Consider the following 17,995-nt stretch of genomic DNA (forward strand, 5'->3'; position numbering starts at 1 on the left):
GTTAATTCCTCCTTAGCAGTAAGCAGCATTGGATTCGGTGCCAGGATAAAAATGGCTAGTCTTTAAGCACGTACTTGAAATTGGTTAAGAAGTTTCTGAAGTTCTTCCGACAGACCCGAAAGTTCTGTCGAGGATTGGAAGATAGCTTCCATATTCTCTTTTTGCTCTTTGACGGAATCGGAAATTTTGGCGCTATTTACAGCTGTTACGCCAACCGAAGCCGACAAACTTTCAGACGTTGCCGTAAGCTCCTGCGTTCCTGCCGCCAGTTCTTCCGTCGAACTGGACACCTCCTGAATTTGCATCGTTACGTTTTGTGTGGCTTGCAGGATTTCATTTAAAATCTGGCTCGTCGTATTGGTAATCTGCAGACCGCCGCTTACTTCACGGGTACCTTGCTCCAACGCTTGGACGGCTACCCGGATCAACTCTTGAATTTCTTTGACGAGCTCCGAAATTTGGTTCGCAGATTGATCCGACTGCTCAGCCAGTTTTCTTACCTCGCCGGCGACAACGGCAAAACCTTTGCCATGCTCGCCGACCCTTGCGGCTTCAATGGCCGCGTTTAGCGCCAACAGGTTGGTTTGGCTGGATATGTTCATAATAATCGATACAATGTTTCCGATTTCCAGGGAACGGCTGTCCAGCGACTTAATGGCGTTCGTCGACTTGCCGACGAACGTTTGGATTTGCTCCATTTGCGTCATAACCTGTTTCACGGACGTATTGCCTTCAGTAGATTTCAATTCCATGTCAAACGCTTCCTGCGCAACCTTCGAAGAATTTTCAGCGATGTTCTGGATGACGGTTGCAATTTCAGACATAGCTCTTGCGGTGCTTACGGAAGCTTGCTCCTGCTCTACGATACCTTGCGAGATTTCCTCAACGCTTTGCGTAATCAGGTTCGAATTTTTGCTGTTCAGCTCCGAGATTTCACGAAGGCTACTAGCAGAATTTGTAACCGAGTGAGAAGTATGTTGAACCTTGAGCATCATATCGTTCATTTGATTCACCATACTGTTAAACTTGCTGTTGACGATCCCGAGATCATCCAGGCCAGTCTTCAACTCGACATTCAAATTGCCGCTGCTGACCTCCTCGATGCCGCGTACCAATTCTTTAATAGGTTTCAAAGTCAAGCGCGACAAAAAGTACTGAATCAGGAAGATGAGCAGCATGAAAATAAGCATAATGGTTATGCCGTTCACAAGAAGCTTCTGCAGTCCTTCAGGAACAGCACTAGCATCCGCGTCCGCGCCGAGGAATGCGATAATCTCTCCCTGCTCGTTCTTCACCGGATAAATGATCGTCGTCCAGATTCCGAAGCTGTCGCTATAAAGCATCGTAAATGTCGGCTTGCCGTCTTTAAGCATCGTGGCAACAGCAGTCGCCATAGCTTCCGGCTGATCATACATATCACCGATGTTAACGTTATCTGCCGAGAATGCTTCAACGAGATTGGTAGGCATGCCAATCAGCGAAGTTTGGTTCCCTCCTTTCAATTCTGTACCAAACAGGTACGCTTGAGCGATATTCGGGTTGTAATTATGAATATCGTCCAGTTTTTTTTGCAACTCAGCCTGCGCCGATCCTTTGTAGCTCTTCTGGGTAATCGCCTGGGCGACAAGAGCCGGATCAATTTCTTCGGCCCATTTCTGGGTAATCGCCATAATTTGCCCTTGCAGTTGCTTAATCAAGATTGATTTTTGTGTTATGTAACAGGATGTTATCAAAATCGCACCAATCAAAATAATGTTAATAAAGGCCAACAACAAATTTTTGGTGAAGAAGGACATACGTCTGATCAACAACATTTGTTTTAACGCTCCTATTATAAATTTATTGTCGCAGCTTTGGCTGCATTTTCAACTTACGGCTTAATGGCCCCCCTTTGTTAAATTTAGAACTCCATATAATCCGACATGGTCTATTAAACAATCGCTATGTCGCCAAATTTCTACATAGACTATCAATAATATCGGCCTTATTGACTAAAAAATTAATAGTTAATTGTAAAAATTTCGTGAAAAACAAATTAAATATAGTCCTTTGTGACTACACATATGAAAAAAAGCCCTGACACAACAACACAAACAGGCACAGATTTCAGGCCTGTTTGTATTGTTGTCCAGAGCTTTCTCCAACTACTGCAAATTATGCAAGATAGGCTTCCTTCACCTGGTTATTGGACAGCAGCTTGGCGGCATCATCATGCATGATGATTTCGCCGGTCTGAATGACATAACCCCGGTGAGCGATCTGCAGCGCATGGTACGCATTCTGCTCCACCAGCAAAATCGTCATGCCCGCCTCATTCAGCTCCTGTATGATTTCGAATATTTGATCTACCAGCACCGGCGCAAGTCCCATGGACGGCTCATCCAGCAGCAAAATTTTCGGGTTCATCATCAGTCCCCTGGCAATGGCGAGCATCTGCTGTTCCCCGCCGCTCATCGTGCCTCCAGCCTGATGATAACGTTCCTTCAGTCGCGGAAAATAAGTGAAGGCCTGTTCGATCCGCTGCTTGATCAGTCTCTTGTCCTTGACGGAGAAGGCTCCCATCTCCAGATTTTCCTTGACCGTAAGTTTGGGAAAAATACGCCGTCCTTCGGGAACATGCGCGATTCCGCCCAAGGCGATCAGGTGCGGCTGCTCGGAAATCATATCTTTTCCGTTGAATACGATCCTGCCCTTGGTTTTGACCTGGCCGCAGATGGATTTCAACGTAGTAGATTTCCCCGCGCCGTTCGAACCAATGAGCGTTACGATCTCCCCCTCATTCACTTGCAGGGAAATCCCTTTTAACGCCTGAATCGCGCCATAATAGGCCTCCACAGCTTCCATTGTCAGCAAGCTCATATCGTCACCTCTTCTTCCACAGCGCTCTTGCCGAGATAAGCCTCGATGACCTTCGGATTCGAGCGGATATCTTCAGGGCCGCCTTCTGCGATCTTCTCCCCGTGATCCAATACAAGAATATGATCGGACAGCTCCATAACCAGCTTCATGTCATGCTCGATCAGGATGATCGAGATGCCAAGCTCCTGCTGGATGCGGCGGATCAGCGCCGTCAGCTCCGCCGTCTCGCGCGGGTTCATTCCCGCTGCCGGCTCATCCAGCAGCAGCACTGACGGTCTGGCCGCAAGCGCGCGCGCAATTTCCAGCCGCCGCTGCGCTCCGTAGGACAGACTGGCCGCTTCTTCGTTGTACAGCGTCTCGAGGCCGACATATTCCAGCAGACTGTACGCCTCTATCTTGGCCTGCTGCTCTTCATGCCTAACCCGCGGCAAATTCAGCAGTGTGCCAATCACACCTGAGCGCAGGTGAATGTGCATGCCGACCATGACATTTTCCAGTACGGTCATACTGCCAAACAGCCGGATATTCTGGAATGTCCGCGCAATGCCCCGGCCGGTAATGCGGTCAGGCTTCACATTCACGATGGATTGTCCTTTCAGCTCAATCTGCCCTTCATCCGGAACGTAAATCCCGGTGATCATATTAAAAAATGTCGTTTTCCCGGCACCATTCGGTCCGATTACCGCCGATATTTTCCCTTCCGGAAATTCAAAGTTCACACCGTTCACGGCTGTAAGCCCGCCAAAGCGCTTGACCAGATTCGTTACTTTTAGTACCGCCATATGGATTACCTCCCCCGTATATGCATGTCATTCGGATAGCGCGGTTGCCTTGACGGCAGCGGGCTGATCCTTCACCTGCTCCAGCTTCACAGGCCGATTTTTCGCGCGAATCAGTCCGTTGGGCCTGAAAATGGCGACAAGAATCAGAATGGCACCAAATATGAACCGCTGCATTTTGGCAGGAGACAGCGCGTTCGGAACCTGCACAATGCCCTGCATGGACAGTTGGTTCAGCCAGTTGGTGAACTCGGTGAGCACTTGGAGATTCAATATCGTGACAAGGCTGGCTCCCAAAATGACGCCCGGAACGCTTCCCATGCCCCCGAGCACGACCATCACCAGAATCGTCGTCGACTCGATCAATGTAAAGCTTGTTGGATCAATAAACGTTTGCTTGGCAGCGAACACAACGCCCATCATGCCTGAAAAGGATGCGCCGATCGCAAAAGCCGTCAGCTTCGTGCGGATCAGCGGGATGCCCATCGACTGGGCGGCGATTTCATTCTCGCGCACAGCCTTCCAGGAGCGGCCGAGTCTGGAATGCTCGAATCTGCGGACGGCAAAAATAACAACCGCCAGAATGCCAATTACGATGAAATAAAATTGGTGCGGAAACGCAAACTGGAAACCGAACAGATTGGGCTGCTGGATGGAAGACAGGCCGAGCGCACCGTTGGTGATATTCACCGGCTTCTCAAGATTGTTGAATATAATCCGGATGATTTCACCGAAGCCGAGGGTTACGATCGCCAAATAATCGCCTTTTACTCTGAGCACCGGCAGCCCCAGCAGAATGCCGAATATGCCTGCCATGAATCCGCCGAGCAGGATGAAGATCCAAAATGACGCGCCTGACAGCGGAAACAGGTCGCCGGCAATGAAATTGTTGGCCTGGCCTGTGGCAAATATGCCGTACGTATAGGCGCCCACCGCAAAAAAAGCGACAAACCCCATATCCAGCAATCCGGCAAACCCGACCACAATATTCAGCCCCAAAGCCATCGCAATATAAATGCCGCACTGTGTCGCGACTTCCATATAAGACTCATACGCAGGCCCGCCAGAGCTCGCAAACGGAATAATCAGCACAAGCAGCACGCCGGCGATAGCCCACTTCATGCCGTTGCTGAAGGTTGTGTAATACAGAAGCAGCAACGATCCGAGCAGAAGCAAAAAGGAAATGACCGATTTATCCATAAAATAGACGCCGGAGGCGGTCACGGCCACAAACAGCAGCAGCAGCGCTGCCTGCGCCGGCTTATTCGCGATTAAGGTCTTCATATGTTGCATCGGTTTCACCTACACTTTCTCTTTGACGGCTTTACCGAACAAGCCCTCAGGTTTGAATATCAGTACGATAATCAGAATCATGAACGCAAATACATCCTTATACTCGGCGCCGAAGTTGCCGTCCGTAAGCAGCCCCAGGTTGGCAGACGCAAACATTTCCAGCACACCGATGACAATCCCGCCAAACATGGCCCCGCGGATGTTGCCGATTCCGCCCAGCACCGCCGCCGTGAAGGCTTTCATGCCCAGAATAAAACCGATATAAGGGTCTATGGTTCCATACTGCTGTGCAAACAAAACGCCCGTAGAACCACCGAGTGCGGAGCCTATGAAAAAGGTAAGTACAATGACTTTATTAACGTTGATCGACATCAGGGACGCCGTCTCACGGTCCTGGGCAACCGCACGCATGGCCACTCCCCATTTCGTCCGGTTGACGAACAGATCCAGCCCCACCATCAACAGCACCGCAATAATCAGAATAAAAATAGTGTTTGTTTTGATAGAAGTGTCCGTGAAAGCACCGGATACGGAGGAAAGAGGCAGATCGATCCTTCCATCAAACAACGAAGGCGTGCTTACAATGAAGTTGCCGGTTTTCAGCTCGGCGATAAAACGGATCAGATCCTGCAGCACAAAGGAAACCCCGAATGCGGAGATCAGAGAGATCAGCTTCGGCGCCTTGCGCAGCGGCCTGTAGGCGACCCGTTCGATCCCGACCCCGAGCGCTCCGGTTACCATCATGGCCACGAATATAATCAGTACATAGGATAACCACGCTGGCAGACCGCCCAGCAGGCCAAAGCCCTGAAAAAGAAACAGTACAGCAGTCCCGACAAAAGCGCCGGTCATAAAAATTTCCCCATGCGCAAAATTGATCAGCTCCAAAATTCCGTAGACCATGGTGTAGCCCAGTGCAACGACGGCGTAAATGGCGCCTAACGCCAGCCCGTCAATCAGCACCTGCGGCAAGCTTTGCAGTATTGTCGCGAACATGATTGGTTACCCCTTCCGTCTGATAAGAAAAACGTCAGTATCAAAACTACAGCCAGGCTGTATGTCCAATCCGGAACATACCTCCTGGCTGCGTGGATCCCAGATTACTTATTTTTTTCGATTTCCGAGACTATCGCTCCCGGGTAGGTCGCCCCATCAAACTTATAAATGAAGACTTTGGCATACGAGTTATCACCGATCTCGTCAAAAGAAACCTTGGTGGCAACACCCTGGAAATCCTTCGTAGCCCTTACCGCATCACGCACTTTCTCACGGGCAGGCAGCTCCCCGCCGTTCTCTTCGATGGATTTCTTGATTGCTTCCAGCATGACACTCATCGAATCATAGGCATAGACGGAGTAGCCTTCTGCCTTCTTGCCGAACTTCTGTTCATACTGGTCAGCCCATTTCTTGCCCTCTTCCGTTTTCGTGATATCCCCGGCAACGGAGCTGTAGAGCGAGCCGTCGACATCTTCGCCGGCAATATCAACCAGGCCTGAGGAGTCAAGTGCATCCCCACCCATAATCGGAGCCTTAATTCCTTTATCACGAGCCTGCTTGATCAGAAGTCCGCCTTCAGCGTATAAACCGCCAAAGAAGATAAAGTCTGGATTTTTGCTGGCAGCAATGTTAAGTACGCCGTTAAAGTCCTTTTCGCCTACTGTAATGCCCTCGTAACCGGAAATCGTGGCTCCAAGCCCTTCCGCAGCATCACGGAACGCTTCGGCAAGACCTTGTCCGTATGCTGTTTTGTCTTGAATGACGAAAATGTTTTTTGCCCCCACGGTGTTAACCGCATATTCGGCAGCTGCCGGCCCTTGGAAATCATCACGGGCTACTACACGGTTCGCCACTTTCAGTTTTCGGTCTGTGAAGTCTGTAGCCGTACTTGCAGGAGAGATCATAGGAATGTTGTATTTCTCATAAACAACCGAAGACGGAATGGAAACGCCGGAATTCAAATGTCCGATCACACCCAGCACCGCCTGATCAGCACCGATAAGCTCGGAGTTGGCTACGCCCTTCTTGGGGTCGCTCTGATCGTCATAAGGAACCAGCTCCAGGTCATATCCAAGAGCCTTAAACTCTTCCGCATGATCCTCCAGCGACATTTGGGCGCCAAGCTTGATCGATTCACCCTGAATGGCGCTTCCTCCGGACAATGGAGATTGAGTGGCGATTTTAATGACCTTTCCTCCGCCTCCCGACCCAGTGGTGCCCGAAGCTGCCGGTGTGGTGCCTGCCGTGCCTCCTCCCCCGCTTCCGCAGCCAGCCAGCAGTCCGGCTATGAGTGTTAATGCCAACCATCCTTGTCCCTTCATCTTCACAAACATTCCCCCAATTTTCTTTTGTGTCACTTTACTTAACATAAAGTGGTATTAATAATACACTTAGTATACACAGAAATATATAATTGGGCAATTCCTTTTTTCGGATTTTATCTTCATAAATATGAGTTATAGTTAAATTTATATTTCATTTTTTATGTTTTTATAATTTTTTCGTTATTTTTTTATGATTAGAAATAAACCCATCCCGTTTTCTTCTCCGGAAAAGCGTGAATTTTTAAAGAATAATATTTAATGATTTCAAATTTAGAGTTATATAAATTAACATAAAAATAACACAATCCCGAATAATTCTCGGGATTGTGTTATTTAATATTTTCTAAAAAAAATATGTTAGTATAAATTTGTTAAACATTCAGTCAATTGGTTATATATCCCTATGATTTCATCGCTTGACATGCGGACAAGCCCGCTGGAAGAGGGAGCAACAAATTCATGAGTAAACGGATACTGCGGATCGGGCTGAAATCCCCAACTCGCCTGTTTTTTCCGGCTGTACTCCGTATACACCCCTTTGCCTACAAAACACGCAACTCTGGGACGATACATCGCCAGCTTCTCGCGTAGAATACGCCTGCCCTCCGCATACTCTTCGCGGGTAATATCTGCAATGCCTCGGGTCGGTCTGGCCACAATGTTCGTGAATCCGTAGCCCAATTGCAGCAGTTCTCCGTCCTCTGAGGCCTGATACAGCCGCGGTGTCAGGCCGGACTGATGCAGAATGCGCCAGAAGTTGTTGCGCGGATTGGCATAATGATGCCCCGTCTCTCCTGAGCGCAGACTTGGATTAAAGCCGATAAATACGACGGATAAACCGTGCTCCAGATGATCAGGAATTCCGTTCATACGATATCGAGCGGCATTTTACGTCTCGGCGCAGGGAACACCTTTTCTTCAAGCGGAATGCTGCCGCGCCAGTGCAGCAGATACAGATCGGCATAGTCCGTACCGAGGCGCTTCAGGCTGGCTTCACAGGCAGCCGCCAGCCCTTTGCTGTCGGCATGATGCGGGTAAGCCTTGGTGACGAGAAATACGCTGTCCCGCTTCCCTTTTATCGCTTCCCCGACGATTTTCTCAGCCTCTCCGTCGGCATACATTTCCGCCGTGTCGATCAAGGTCATGCCGAGATCAATGCCCGTCTGCAGCGCCTTTACCTCTGCGCCTCGTGCCGCCGCATTCTCTCCCATATCCCAGGTTCCCTGGCCGATTACCGGCACATTCGTGCCATCAGGCAATGTCACACTTTTATGCTGTTGACCGCTCATCATGTTCCCTCCTTGGTTAGTTCCTTCTTCATGCTTGTACATTTATTATGGCTCAATCTAGAGAACGGAGCTTCACCCAAGGCTTACCTCGAATGATCGATCTATCCGGTGCATTTCTGTGCTTACGGTTGTCACAGCGCTTATTCGACTGAAAAAACGGAGGTTTCTTTTCTAACAGTTATATGCGCGCTTATTTAGGCAAACCAGCCCTTTTACCTGCAAAAAAAGAGAAATAGGCTCACTGGCAACCATTACATTTTGTAACCCCCCGTTTTTGCCCAAATAGCGTTACTTACAACTGTTAGAATATTCGCGCTTTTATTCTCACTCGCACCTATTCATCGGTCAAGCATCGCTTTCGGTTTTGAGCTTTATTATGGCAAAAAAAGCCCCGGAGCATGTCCGAAGCCTTCCCGCAACACCTAACACCTATACCGGCGAAGCCACAATCAGAAAGCGCTGCTGTGTCGTTTCCCAGAAGCCGCGAGTTTTGATTTCCTTATGTATGCCATACAGCGCCTCCTTATGGTCCTCAATCCGGAATCCGACAGCCTGCCACTCGATGGCCTTCAAATAATACACCAGTGCTCCAATGTCATAAAAACGCTGCATTGGCGCCTGTTCCCGCTTCTTAATAATTTTAAAGCCGTTTGCCTCCAGCTCCTTGACGGCAAAGTCCAAATTCCAATGCTGGAATTCATCGTTCAGCGGAACTCCAAGCCTTTCGTTAATTTCTCTACAGTCGGTCCCGCCAACCTGCTGTGTCAGGAAAATGCCCGAGTCCCGCAAAATCCGCCGCACCTCGCGCACGGAATAGGATTCATGCCTGTTAATGACGAGATCAAACCGCCCGTCCGCAAAAGGCAGCTCATCATCTGCAAACACCTGCTCCACCTGAATGCCGAGCGGCTCAAGACGTGCTTTGGCGATCGGAACGTTCGGCGCATAACCTTCCGTTGCGCACGGATCCTGCGGGAACGGGCCCAGCATGGACAGCAGCTCTCCGCCACCTGTCCCCATATCCAGCATCGCATTCGCCTTGTTCATGTACGAAAGCACAATGCTTCCGTAGGACCAATCCAGCGGTTCCTCCTGCATTCTGCCTGTTTTTTCGATATAGGAGAAGTCCCATCCGCTGAATTGCCTGTTCATATGCTCCAGATAAAATAAAAATTGCGCATCATAGTTCAACTACATTCGGCCTCCTGTGTATATGTATGGGTCCCAAAAATACAGGGGATGTCCATATTATACCAGAACCTATTTTTCTCTATCTAGTTTCCAGAATTGCCACGCAGCGCTTTCTCCAGCTCAGGCGTCATATCTTTACGGTAAAGAACGCTGTACCTCTCATCGACTCCCACCGTGGTTCGGATCAGGTAAGCCGCATCCTCTTTACCAAAATCAAAATCGCTGTGATGCTCAAGCACCTGCTTCTTAAGCTCGGCATCTTCAACGGTATACCCTCCGTTCGTTTCCTTTAGTTGCGTGAATGCCTCCGCCAAACCGGTAAATCCGTTCATAGCATCAGCCAGACTGTAATCTTTCGTATCAACAATCTCCATGCCGACACTCCCGGGATCTACCTTAATGTTTTTGGCATAACCTGTTTTATTCATCCACGCCTGCACATGGGTGAACATGCGGCTGACCGGGTAGGACTTAAATTGATGCAGATTGTGAAGAGCGCCCGGAACCTTCCAATATATATCGATTACCGCCTCCGGAATACGCTTTGCGGTCATTTCCTCATAGCTCAGCCGATCCATATCCTGTTTCAAAGCCTGCTCAAACTCCCGCATTTCTGCCGGATCGTGAATTATAACTCTCCGATTCGGAGAGATTCCGCTGGAGATCTCGACGGACGACGCCGTACCGTTCAATTTATACAGCCAGTAGCTGCTTTTTTTGTAATCCTCTAATTCCATCGCGTTCTTCAGCTCATCTCTGAACTGTTCTTCAGGAATCTGATACTCTCGGTATATCATGCCCCCTTCTTTCAACCGGTAAGAGATGGATACATTCCGATAGGTTTCGGGACGGTCCGCATCAGGAATTTCGGGTGGCCGCACGTTCACAACCTCACGCTGGAGGCTGAGCACCGCGGAGATATAATCCGGATCGCGGGAGTAGGAGTTCTCCTCCTCCGTATCGGACCAGTCGAAGTAGTCCCCCATATAAACAGCCTCGACAGAATAGGCAGCCGGAATCCGCGTTTCATAACCCGTGATACCGGATACCGATCCATACAGCAGCAGACCGATTCCCGCCCCATAGGCGGCCAGCTCAAATACCGCTTTCCTAGACCATATCTGCCAACCTTTCCGGATGATCAATTCGCTGATAACATAGCCCACCACCGCTCCGAGCATGTAGCCTGCAACCGTCCAGCCTGTTTTCCCGTCAGACTGGCTGTGAAAATAGATGCTTCCCAGCAGCATCAGACAGAGAATAACGAACGCCTTGAACAATGGCTGAAAAAAGACATAAGCCACGGCCTGGCCTGCAGTTTCAATATGCCGTTTCTTGTACAGCGGATAAGACAGAGCTAGGAACAGCACGGCAAGCGCCGTATAAATGAGCAATTCCAGACCGCTAAGGGTTGTTTCCGAGATGGCGATCATACGGTACAGCGGTGAAAAGACTTCAAAAGTATGGCTTGTGCGCCCCGGATCCGGATATCCGTACAGATAACGGTCAAAATGAGCGGTAAGCAGCCCACTCAGCACCATGGGCAGGAAAAGGATCACGTACGCCGCTATCGCCTGAAAGATGGACTGCCCCGTACACATGCCGACAAGCAAGCTGAAGCTGTACAGGAATAATGTGATGACTGTAACCGTAACTGCCCATGAAAGTACATCGGACAGCGTGAAGAAATAGTCCAGATCATGCCTGCCGGACAGCACAGCAGTGATGGCCGCCGTAAGCCAGACCGGAACAATCAGCAGCATCAGACCGCTGGTTATATGAGCCGTCAACAGATGCTCCCTGCGCAGCGGAAGACTGTGATACAAGTCGGCCGAAGGCCTGCTCTGTATGTATCTTGTGATGAATACGCCGGCAATAACCGGGAGGCTTAAGATAAATATCATCTGTTCCTCACCATGATACTCAAACAGGTCCCTTAAACGGATTGCCTGTGTGTACGGCATTCCCAATATCAGCTTCAGCGGCAGCGTGAACAGCAGCCCGGCCAGGTACAGGATGCCGATCCATCCGTGCTGTCTTATATTTTGACGGATCACACCGCCGTTAAAGAAGAATCGGCTGGATGTCATAGCCGGCGTCCCCCATTTCATAAATAAAGATTTCCTCCAAGGTGAGCGGAAGCACGTCAAACACATAAGGGTCAAAGGCTTCCACAATACGGCTGATCCCTTCGCGCTCTCCCCGTACAATATACAGAACAACGCTACCCCTCGTTTCCTTATGCAAAACATCCACCTGCTCCTCCAGAGCCTGTTCATGGGCCTGCTCACGGAAGGCGATCTGAATTTTATGGGTGTCCTCCTTCAGATAATCCACTTCCTTCTCCAGCACCAGTCGTCCCTTGTGCATAATGGCAACATGATCGCATAAGTCCTCAATTTCGCGCAGGTTATGGGATGAAATGATCACGGTCATCCCACGTTCGGCCGTATCCTGGAACAGCAGATTTTTAATATGTCTGCGCATGACCGGATCAAGACCGTCAATCGGCTCATCCAGCACCAGCAAATCCGGCATGCAGCTTAAGGCCAGCCAGAAGGCCGCCTGCCTGCGCATCCCCTTCGAAAACCGGCTCAGCTTGCGCTTTATATCCAGCTTGAACACCTGTCCAAGCATGGCGTAGCGCTCCTCGCTCCACCTCGGATACACCGACCTGTAAAAACGGGCCATCTGCTCAATGGAGGATTGCGGAAAAAAGTAGGGGTTGTCCGGTAAAAAGAAAATGCGCTGCTTGACTTTGGGATTTTCATAAACTGCCTCTCCCTCGACAGCGACTCCCCCTGCATCAGGCCTGTATATCCCGGCAATCATTTTCAGCAAAGTGGTTTTGCCTGCCCCATTGGAGCCAAGCAGGCCAAAGATGGAGCCTTTGCGCACCAGCAGCGTAAGCCCGTCAACTGCCGCTTCCCCCTGAAATCGTTTCGTAACCTCTCCCAGTTCAATCACGGGACATCCCCCTTTCCTGCTGCTTCACAGCATCATGATACAAATCGTCGATATCCTGCTTCGTCCATCCCAGAAATACCGCCTCCGTCATTAACCGCAGCAGCTCCGTCCGCAGCTTCTCCCTGCTTGCTTCCTTGGGATGATGCTCGGGCGGCGCCACAAAGCTGCCTTTTCCCTGGACGGAATAAATGTAGCCCTGGCGCTCCAGCTCGCGGTAGGCTTTCTGTATTGTGTTGGGATTCACCGTAAGCTGGGATGATAATGTCCGCACGGATGGCAGTTGTTCATCCGCCTGCAGGGCACCGAACACGATCATATCCCGGATCTTGTCCTGCAGCTGTTCGTAAATAGGCTTGCGGCTCCGCACATCCAATTCGAACATACTTCTCCTCCCTTCTCTTCACGCTCTTATGTACTTGGTCTGCGGTTACTGCATGCCAGAAAGGTGTATTAACTGTATTACTATTAATAATACAGTTAATACACCTTTGTCAACAGAAAAAAGCCATCGCTATCTGCTCCAGATCAGCAAATAGTGACGGCTCCACTTCGAATAGGATTCTATATCATTTACAGGATACGGCCCAGAAAATGGCGCAGAAAGCGTTCTGCATCCACTTCAAGGCACACATCAATGGTCTTGCCCGCGCGGGCGGCTCCGGCGGACATCTCAGTAGCGGGCACCTCACCAGATTTTACTTCGTGCGTCCGGCCCACAGTCGGGGAATCCCCGGTGTCCACAGCGATATGCATCGGTTTTGTTGTAACAAAACCCGGATCGATCGCCACACCTACAGCGAGCGGATCATGCAGCGCACAGCCTGCGATGCCTGGCTTGAAATTTTTATAAGCCTGCATATAAAAATCGGTCATGTCCGCCATAAATTCCGCAAGCTCGCCCTGACCACGCCAAGCGTCAACATCGGACTGCGGAAGCAGCGTCTGCATTGTCACATCCAGACCGACAAGCGTTAGATTAAAGCCAGCAGTCAGCACATATTCCGCTGCTTCAGGATCAGCGTAGATATTCGCCTCGGCTGTCGGCGTCACATTGCCCGGCACGGTGACCGCACCGCCCATAATGATCAGACGGTCAAGCAGTTCAGGCAGCTCGGGGCAGCGATTCAGCGCAAGCGCCAAATTTGTCAGCGGCCCCACGGCAATCACCGTCAGCTCCCGGGGGTATTTCCGGGCCTGATCAATAATAAAATCAGCCGCATGCCCTTCAGCCGCCGAACGCAGAGGACTTTCGCTAAAGCAGCCACCAATCCCGTCCTCGCCATGAATATGTCTCGAGTAGGGCTTGAACAGCTCTCTGGCGTAAGGCTTGTCCGCTCCCTGATACACCGGCACCTCTTTATTCAGCTTTTCTAGCAGCACCAGCGAATTGCGGGTCGCCTCCGGCACCGAAATATTCCCGAACGTTGTCGTAATTCCGAGCAGCACCAGCTCGGGCGAGTGCGCCGCATAACCAATGGCCAGCGCGTCATCAATGCCTGTGTCCACATCCAGTATGATTCGTTTCGTCATTCCAATCCTCCATCAGCCAGTTGTCCCACTGATTATACACCAATTCGGGCGGTGATAAGCGGAAAATCCGCCGAGCGCATCCGCAGCAGAGGATAGGGATTTAGTGTAATCCCACTTGAATTAAAGTTGGCTTAATGATACGCATTTTATTTCTTTGACAATTTCGAGTCGTTGATCGTTCGTTATAAACAAATCTGCATTGGCTACAAGCGCTGTAGCGACGATCAATGCATCTGGTGTTTTAATATTGTACTTTCCACGGAGATAGGCAGCTCGTTCGGCGACCATGTTATCGATCGGTAAGATGGTAAGGTTGGGGAAGTGGGAGAAAAGCAATTTGTATTGCTTTTCCAGAGTCAGATTTCCTTCACGTATTGGTTTAACCAAGATTTCAGTGAGAGAGACGGAAGAAGCCACCGCAGCAACAAGTCCATCTTCTATCTGCTCCAAAATCGCTTTAGCTTTCTCACCAAATTCGGAATGTTGCTCAAAAACATAAATGAATAGATTTGTATCTAACGCAATTTTCTTATTACCATGGAGAGAATTCGACATTACCATTCAGTACGCTCCTTGCGAATGTAACCATCTGCTGATTCCTGTTCCCAGATGTCTTTGCCAAGTCCCCATAGTTTGTCAGAGAAAGATTTTGGTTTTGGCATAACAATGATCTCCTGACTTATTTCATCGTACTGCCAGAGTAATGAATCGCCAATATTAAGTTTTGCCCTCGTTCTTATATCCTCGGGTATTGTTATTTGATATCTTGTGCGAATTTCGCTTTCTGATTTAACAACATGATCCACATCGATCAACTCCTTGGACTTCTTATATATATGAATTATATCATACAAAAAATAAATTTATCTAATCAAACTTGATTTTATCACAATCCAATATTGGGTAAATTAACGATTATTCATCGAAGAATAATTCCGGAAATATCGAGAATCAGGTTAGACACCGTTTTAAAAAGTCCAGGAAGAAAAGAAAGGAAATTCGTAAGATCAATGACGACGAGAAAGATGAAAACAAAATAGTCTGAATTCCTTTTTCCAGGGAATTCAGACTATTTTTTTGACCTAGGTCAATGTTGAACGTTCAGGTGGCTCCTGAGCCACATAGCGGCTGTTCCGGTAGCACGGCCGTAAATGCAGGCAATGCTTCGCTTAAAAACCAGTTGGTGAACTCCGTTCTCCAATCGGCTTTAATCCGCAGAAACAGCTCCGAGCAGGCATCATGATAGGCCTGAACCATCGTTTCCCTGCCGTTCTCGCCAATTCCGGCCTGCCGCCGCAGCTCCTTTGCGCCTTCCATATACCTGGCCCAGTATTTGTCCAGCAATTGAATATATTTATGACTCCAGCTCAGAAGATGCCTGCTCATCGTCGGCCGCTTCAGCAGGCATTGCCATATATCCGACCAGACCTGCTGAAGCTCCTGAACGTCAAAAGCATTTCCCTGCAGCAGCAGATGGTCATCTTCCAGCATACCCTGACCGATCGTCAACAACCAGTTTCGCATCTTCTCCAGATATATAGTATCCATTTCAGTGATCGTTGCAGATACATGGGTATTCAGTATATGCTTGATATTGGCCTTCTCCCACATTTGATCACGCCGCTCATACACAAGCTGCCGGTGAGTATGCACAATCCGTTCCATTTCCGTAACATACAGCCATTCCTCTTCCCAGCGTGTCCCATCAGGCTGCCATATCAGCATGCGGTGTTCTTCTGCCGTCTTCGGCCGGGCCACTCCCCGGTTGGAAACTTCTGCTGCACCGGAATCCCTTTTCACCAAACATTTCAAACCCGCCGTTCTCAAACTTTCCGCCGAACCGGACGCCGGCCCGCCATCCGTTCCGCTAAGCTTGAAGGAGGCCTTCTCCCGGCGATATCCGATGACTTCCTCCGTCACGGACCTTTTTCTCAAATCTGAAGCAGGCAACATCACCGTATCCAGACCATAAGCCCTCTGCAAAAGGGCGGCTTCTCCGCCAATCCGGTCTGTCATGCCCGCAATACTCCCGTACTGCTGCATATAATGGTGCACCGATATTTCGGCATGCGCGCCTGCAACCATCTGCTCCGCTGCTCCGCTCTGTTCCGAAAGAGTGATCGGGGTCATCAGATGATGAACAAGCACCTGCTCGACATTGTCGATGACCGCGCAGGCATTAAACGTCTGCATACGTTCGCCTGCATTCATGGTCAGATGATCGAGCAAATAGTCTGCTGCAAATTCCCGGAAATCGCCAAAGGTAATATCCGTGAGATAGGCCTGCTGCTTCTCTTCCGCTGACGCGCCTGCAAGATTGCAGCCTACGGTGAGACCAAGCATTGTGTATACCGGATATAACACATTATAATCCCTCCAGGAGCATTGATTGTCCGTCGACATCATGTGCACCCCGCGCCCTGGCAGGGCACGCCAAGCGCATGCCAGAACCGAGGCGAGCAATCTTTCTTCGTTGGAGGCCATTTGAATAATTTTCCCCTCGGACATCCACCAGCCTGCAGTCATCTGCAGTTCGTGCAGTTCAAGTCCTGTTACCCGTTTGACAGCTTCCTTCGCTGCCGCAAACACCATGTATTTATGCTGATAGCTTCCGGCTCCCGCTCCTCTGCTTTGTCCGGCGAGATGCATTTGTTTCTTTAATTCACTATCTTTTACAAATCTGAGCTGCCGATGTAATGAAGTGATCTGGATCAGATGATGATCCATGGAATCCGGATGACTTTCGGCTGTCTGCCGCCTCTTCCGTTCACTCATCTCAATCATTCCTTTGGATGTAGTAATATCTTTTTTACATCCCAAAGTAACATACGGTTCTGAACGAATTCTGAACAAATCTTAGTGCCCATCCCCACACCTTTTTGCATCCTTCAGGAAGCCTGCCCTTTAACCAGTCCCGCATAGAAGCCGTCCTTCGCCACCAGTTCTTCGTGTGAGCCCTGTTCAGGCAGTCTGCTCTCCTTTTATTGGTATATTATATTACAAAAATACCGTCACCCGTCGCTTATCATTGGAGAATAAATCCGACTTCCCCTGTCTTGGTATAAATCACCCGGTTCGCCCCCATCCGCTGGTAAACGCCCCTCGGATGCAACAGCTGCCGGGTAATGACGCAAATCTCCCGCTCTGTCCATGATCTGCAGATTTGCAGGTAGCGGCAGGTGAGGTTCAAACTGCTCTCAAATATGAAAATACGGCCCACCGTCATTTTGGGAATAACCCATTTGTCCGTCATGGACGTATCGATCCGAACAATTTGCTTCACCCCTTGCTTTTCAAATTGCTTTTCTTTTACAGCGCTGTTCGTCAGAACCGCAAAGGGCAAATGGTGATGCTGCAGCAGCTTCACAAATTTTCGGCCATCGTTGTTAGGAGCAACAACGAGAATGGTCTCGGTTTGCATTTAGATCCTCCTCGATATTCGGGCAGCAAAGATACAAAAAAAAGAAGCCAGGGCGTCCAAGTAGCTTCCCGCGGCTTCTTCCAAAGGTCCACATGTCAATAAAACATGGACTGGATATTAGTCGGTTTGCTGCCTCTCCCTGTACGCTTATGAGGTTAGCTGTCGGATTCGGGCGAGAGAGTCGCCCTACGCGGCTGAGACCTTGGAATCTCCTCCGCGATTCACCCCTGCAAGCCAGGCCTTTTCCGACTCTCCTGCCGGAACAAGCTGGCCGCTTTGGTTCCCCCATTTTCCGCTCTGTGCGGAAATTCAGCGGTAAAAGCAAAATCATCACAAAGAAAATAT

16 protein-coding genes, 1 pseudogene and 1 riboswitch are annotated in these 17,995 nt (G+C 49.6%); all 17 genes and pseudogenes read right to left on the reverse strand.

The features are described 5' to 3' along the window. Positions 1 to 62: 62 nt before the first annotated feature. A complete protein-coding gene (locus ACE41H_RS12285; protein ID WP_375355559.1) occupies positions 63 to 1,814 on the reverse strand; it encodes a methyl-accepting chemotaxis protein in 1,752 nt (583 codons plus the stop codon). 340 nt (positions 1,815 to 2,154) lie between these two features. Beyond that, positions 2,155 to 2,859: an ABC transporter ATP-binding protein gene (locus ACE41H_RS12290; protein ID WP_375355560.1), complete on the reverse strand. Its 705-nt coding sequence runs from the start codon at positions 2,857 to 2,859 to the stop codon at positions 2,155 to 2,157. Then, complete coding sequence (locus ACE41H_RS12295) at positions 2,856 to 3,641, reverse strand: ABC transporter ATP-binding protein (protein WP_375355561.1); 786 nt, start codon at positions 3,639 to 3,641, stop codon at positions 2,856 to 2,858. Before ACE41H_RS12295 ends, ACE41H_RS12290 begins: the two co-directional genes overlap by 4 nt. A gap of 27 nt (positions 3,642 to 3,668) precedes the next feature. Further along, positions 3,669 to 4,931, reverse strand: a complete 1,263-nt coding sequence (locus ACE41H_RS12300) for a branched-chain amino acid ABC transporter permease (protein WP_375355680.1) — start codon at positions 4,929 to 4,931, stop codon at positions 3,669 to 3,671. A 9-nt stretch (positions 4,932 to 4,940) separates the two neighbouring features. Beyond that, the gene (locus tag ACE41H_RS12305; RefSeq protein ID WP_375355562.1) at positions 4,941 to 5,927 is read right to left on the reverse strand and encodes a branched-chain amino acid ABC transporter permease; all 987 of its coding nucleotides are present in this window, start codon (positions 5,925 to 5,927) and stop codon (positions 4,941 to 4,943) included. Positions 5,928 to 6,031: 104 nt separating this feature from the next. Continuing rightward, complete coding sequence (locus ACE41H_RS12310; RefSeq protein WP_375355681.1) at positions 6,032 to 7,249, reverse strand: branched-chain amino acid ABC transporter substrate-binding protein; 1,218 nt, start codon at positions 7,247 to 7,249, stop codon at positions 6,032 to 6,034. Between the two features lie 360 nt (positions 7,250 to 7,609). Continuing rightward, a complete protein-coding gene (locus ACE41H_RS12315) occupies positions 7,610 to 8,122 on the reverse strand; it encodes a mismatch-specific DNA-glycosylase (RefSeq protein WP_375355563.1) in 513 nt (170 codons plus the stop codon). Between the two features lie 38 nt (positions 8,123 to 8,160). Next, positions 8,161 to 8,544: pseudogene (locus tag ACE41H_RS12320) on the reverse strand (aldo/keto reductase); the annotation flags it as partial. Between the two features lie 426 nt (positions 8,545 to 8,970). After that, positions 8,971 to 9,732 (reverse strand): class I SAM-dependent methyltransferase, encoded by a 762-nt coding sequence (locus tag ACE41H_RS12325; RefSeq protein ID WP_375355564.1) that lies wholly within the window; start codon positions 9,730 to 9,732, stop codon positions 8,971 to 8,973. Positions 9,733 to 9,815: 83 nt separating this feature from the next. Next, on the reverse strand, positions 9,816 to 11,822 hold the full coding sequence (locus ACE41H_RS12330) for a multidrug ABC transporter permease (RefSeq protein ID WP_375355565.1): 2,007 nt from the start codon (positions 11,820 to 11,822) through the stop codon (positions 9,816 to 9,818). Further along, positions 11,797 to 12,699: an ABC transporter ATP-binding protein gene (locus ACE41H_RS12335; protein ID WP_375355566.1), complete on the reverse strand. Its 903-nt coding sequence runs from the start codon at positions 12,697 to 12,699 to the stop codon at positions 11,797 to 11,799. The genes ACE41H_RS12330 and ACE41H_RS12335 overlap by 26 nt, the downstream gene beginning before the upstream one ends. Continuing rightward, the gene (locus ACE41H_RS12340) at positions 12,692 to 13,081 is read right to left on the reverse strand and encodes a GntR family transcriptional regulator (RefSeq protein ID WP_375355567.1); all 390 of its coding nucleotides are present in this window, start codon (positions 13,079 to 13,081) and stop codon (positions 12,692 to 12,694) included. Before ACE41H_RS12340 ends, ACE41H_RS12335 begins: the two co-directional genes overlap by 8 nt. A gap of 188 nt (positions 13,082 to 13,269) precedes the next feature. Next, the gene (locus ACE41H_RS12345; protein WP_375355568.1) at positions 13,270 to 14,229 is read right to left on the reverse strand and encodes a nucleoside hydrolase; all 960 of its coding nucleotides are present in this window, start codon (positions 14,227 to 14,229) and stop codon (positions 13,270 to 13,272) included. A gap of 120 nt (positions 14,230 to 14,349) precedes the next feature. After that, positions 14,350 to 14,790: a type II toxin-antitoxin system VapC family toxin gene (locus tag ACE41H_RS12350; RefSeq protein WP_375355569.1), complete on the reverse strand. Its 441-nt coding sequence runs from the start codon at positions 14,788 to 14,790 to the stop codon at positions 14,350 to 14,352. Next, the gene (locus tag ACE41H_RS12355) at positions 14,784 to 15,035 is read right to left on the reverse strand and encodes an AbrB/MazE/SpoVT family DNA-binding domain-containing protein (RefSeq protein WP_375355570.1); all 252 of its coding nucleotides are present in this window, start codon (positions 15,033 to 15,035) and stop codon (positions 14,784 to 14,786) included. The genes ACE41H_RS12350 and ACE41H_RS12355 overlap by 7 nt, the downstream gene beginning before the upstream one ends. 295 nt (positions 15,036 to 15,330) lie before the next feature. Then, positions 15,331 to 17,004 (reverse strand): DEAD/DEAH box helicase family protein, encoded by a 1,674-nt coding sequence (locus ACE41H_RS12360; RefSeq protein WP_375355571.1) that lies wholly within the window; start codon positions 17,002 to 17,004, stop codon positions 15,331 to 15,333. Between the two features lie 250 nt (positions 17,005 to 17,254). After that, positions 17,255 to 17,650, reverse strand: coding sequence for a hypothetical protein (locus ACE41H_RS12365; protein ID WP_375355572.1), 396 nt, complete (start codon positions 17,648 to 17,650; stop codon positions 17,255 to 17,257). 130 nt (positions 17,651 to 17,780) lie between these two features. Beyond that, a riboswitch (cyclic di-AMP (ydaO/yuaA leader) is annotated at positions 17,781 to 17,975 on the reverse strand. Positions 17,976 to 17,995 lie beyond the last annotated feature (20 nt).

It is taken from the genome of Paenibacillus enshidis, from assembly GCF_042136365.1.
Lineage (GTDB): Bacteria > Bacillota > Bacilli > Paenibacillales > Paenibacillaceae > Paenibacillus > Paenibacillus enshidis.

Coding starts and splice junctions, on each gene's coding strand:
- ACE41H_RS12310 (WP_375355681.1), bottom strand. CDS start 7,249: ATGAAGGGACAAGGATGGTTGGCATTAACACTCATAGCCGGACTGCTG.
- ACE41H_RS12305 (WP_375355562.1), bottom strand. CDS start 5,927: ATGTTCGCGACAATACTGCAAAGCTTGCCGCAGGTGCTGATTGACGGG.
- ACE41H_RS12290 (WP_375355560.1), bottom strand. CDS start 2,859: ATGAGCTTGCTGACAATGGAAGCTGTGGAGGCCTATTATGGCGCGATT.
- ACE41H_RS12360 (WP_375355571.1), bottom strand. CDS start 17,004: ATGAGTGAACGGAAGAGGCGGCAGACAGCCGAAAGTCATCCGGATTCC.
- ACE41H_RS12340 (WP_375355567.1), bottom strand. CDS start 13,081: ATGTTCGAATTGGATGTGCGGAGCCGCAAGCCTATTTACGAACAGCTG.
- ACE41H_RS12365 (WP_375355572.1), bottom strand. CDS start 17,650: ATGCAAACCGAGACCATTCTCGTTGTTGCTCCTAACAACGATGGCCGA.
- ACE41H_RS12285 (WP_375355559.1), bottom strand. CDS start 1,814: ATGTTGTTGATCAGACGTATGTCCTTCTTCACCAAAAATTTGTTGTTG.
- ACE41H_RS12330 (WP_375355565.1), bottom strand. CDS start 11,822: ATGACATCCAGCCGATTCTTCTTTAACGGCGGTGTGATCCGTCAAAAT.
- ACE41H_RS12315 (WP_375355563.1), bottom strand. CDS start 8,122: ATGAACGGAATTCCTGATCATCTGGAGCACGGTTTATCCGTCGTATTT.
- ACE41H_RS12300 (WP_375355680.1), bottom strand. CDS start 4,931: ATGCAACATATGAAGACCTTAATCGCGAATAAGCCGGCGCAGGCAGCG.
- ACE41H_RS12295 (WP_375355561.1), bottom strand. CDS start 3,641: ATGGCGGTACTAAAAGTAACGAATCTGGTCAAGCGCTTTGGCGGGCTT.
- ACE41H_RS12345 (WP_375355568.1), bottom strand. CDS start 14,229: ATGACGAAACGAATCATACTGGATGTGGACACAGGCATTGATGACGCG.
- ACE41H_RS12350 (WP_375355569.1), bottom strand. CDS start 14,790: ATGGTAATGTCGAATTCTCTCCATGGTAATAAGAAAATTGCGTTAGAT.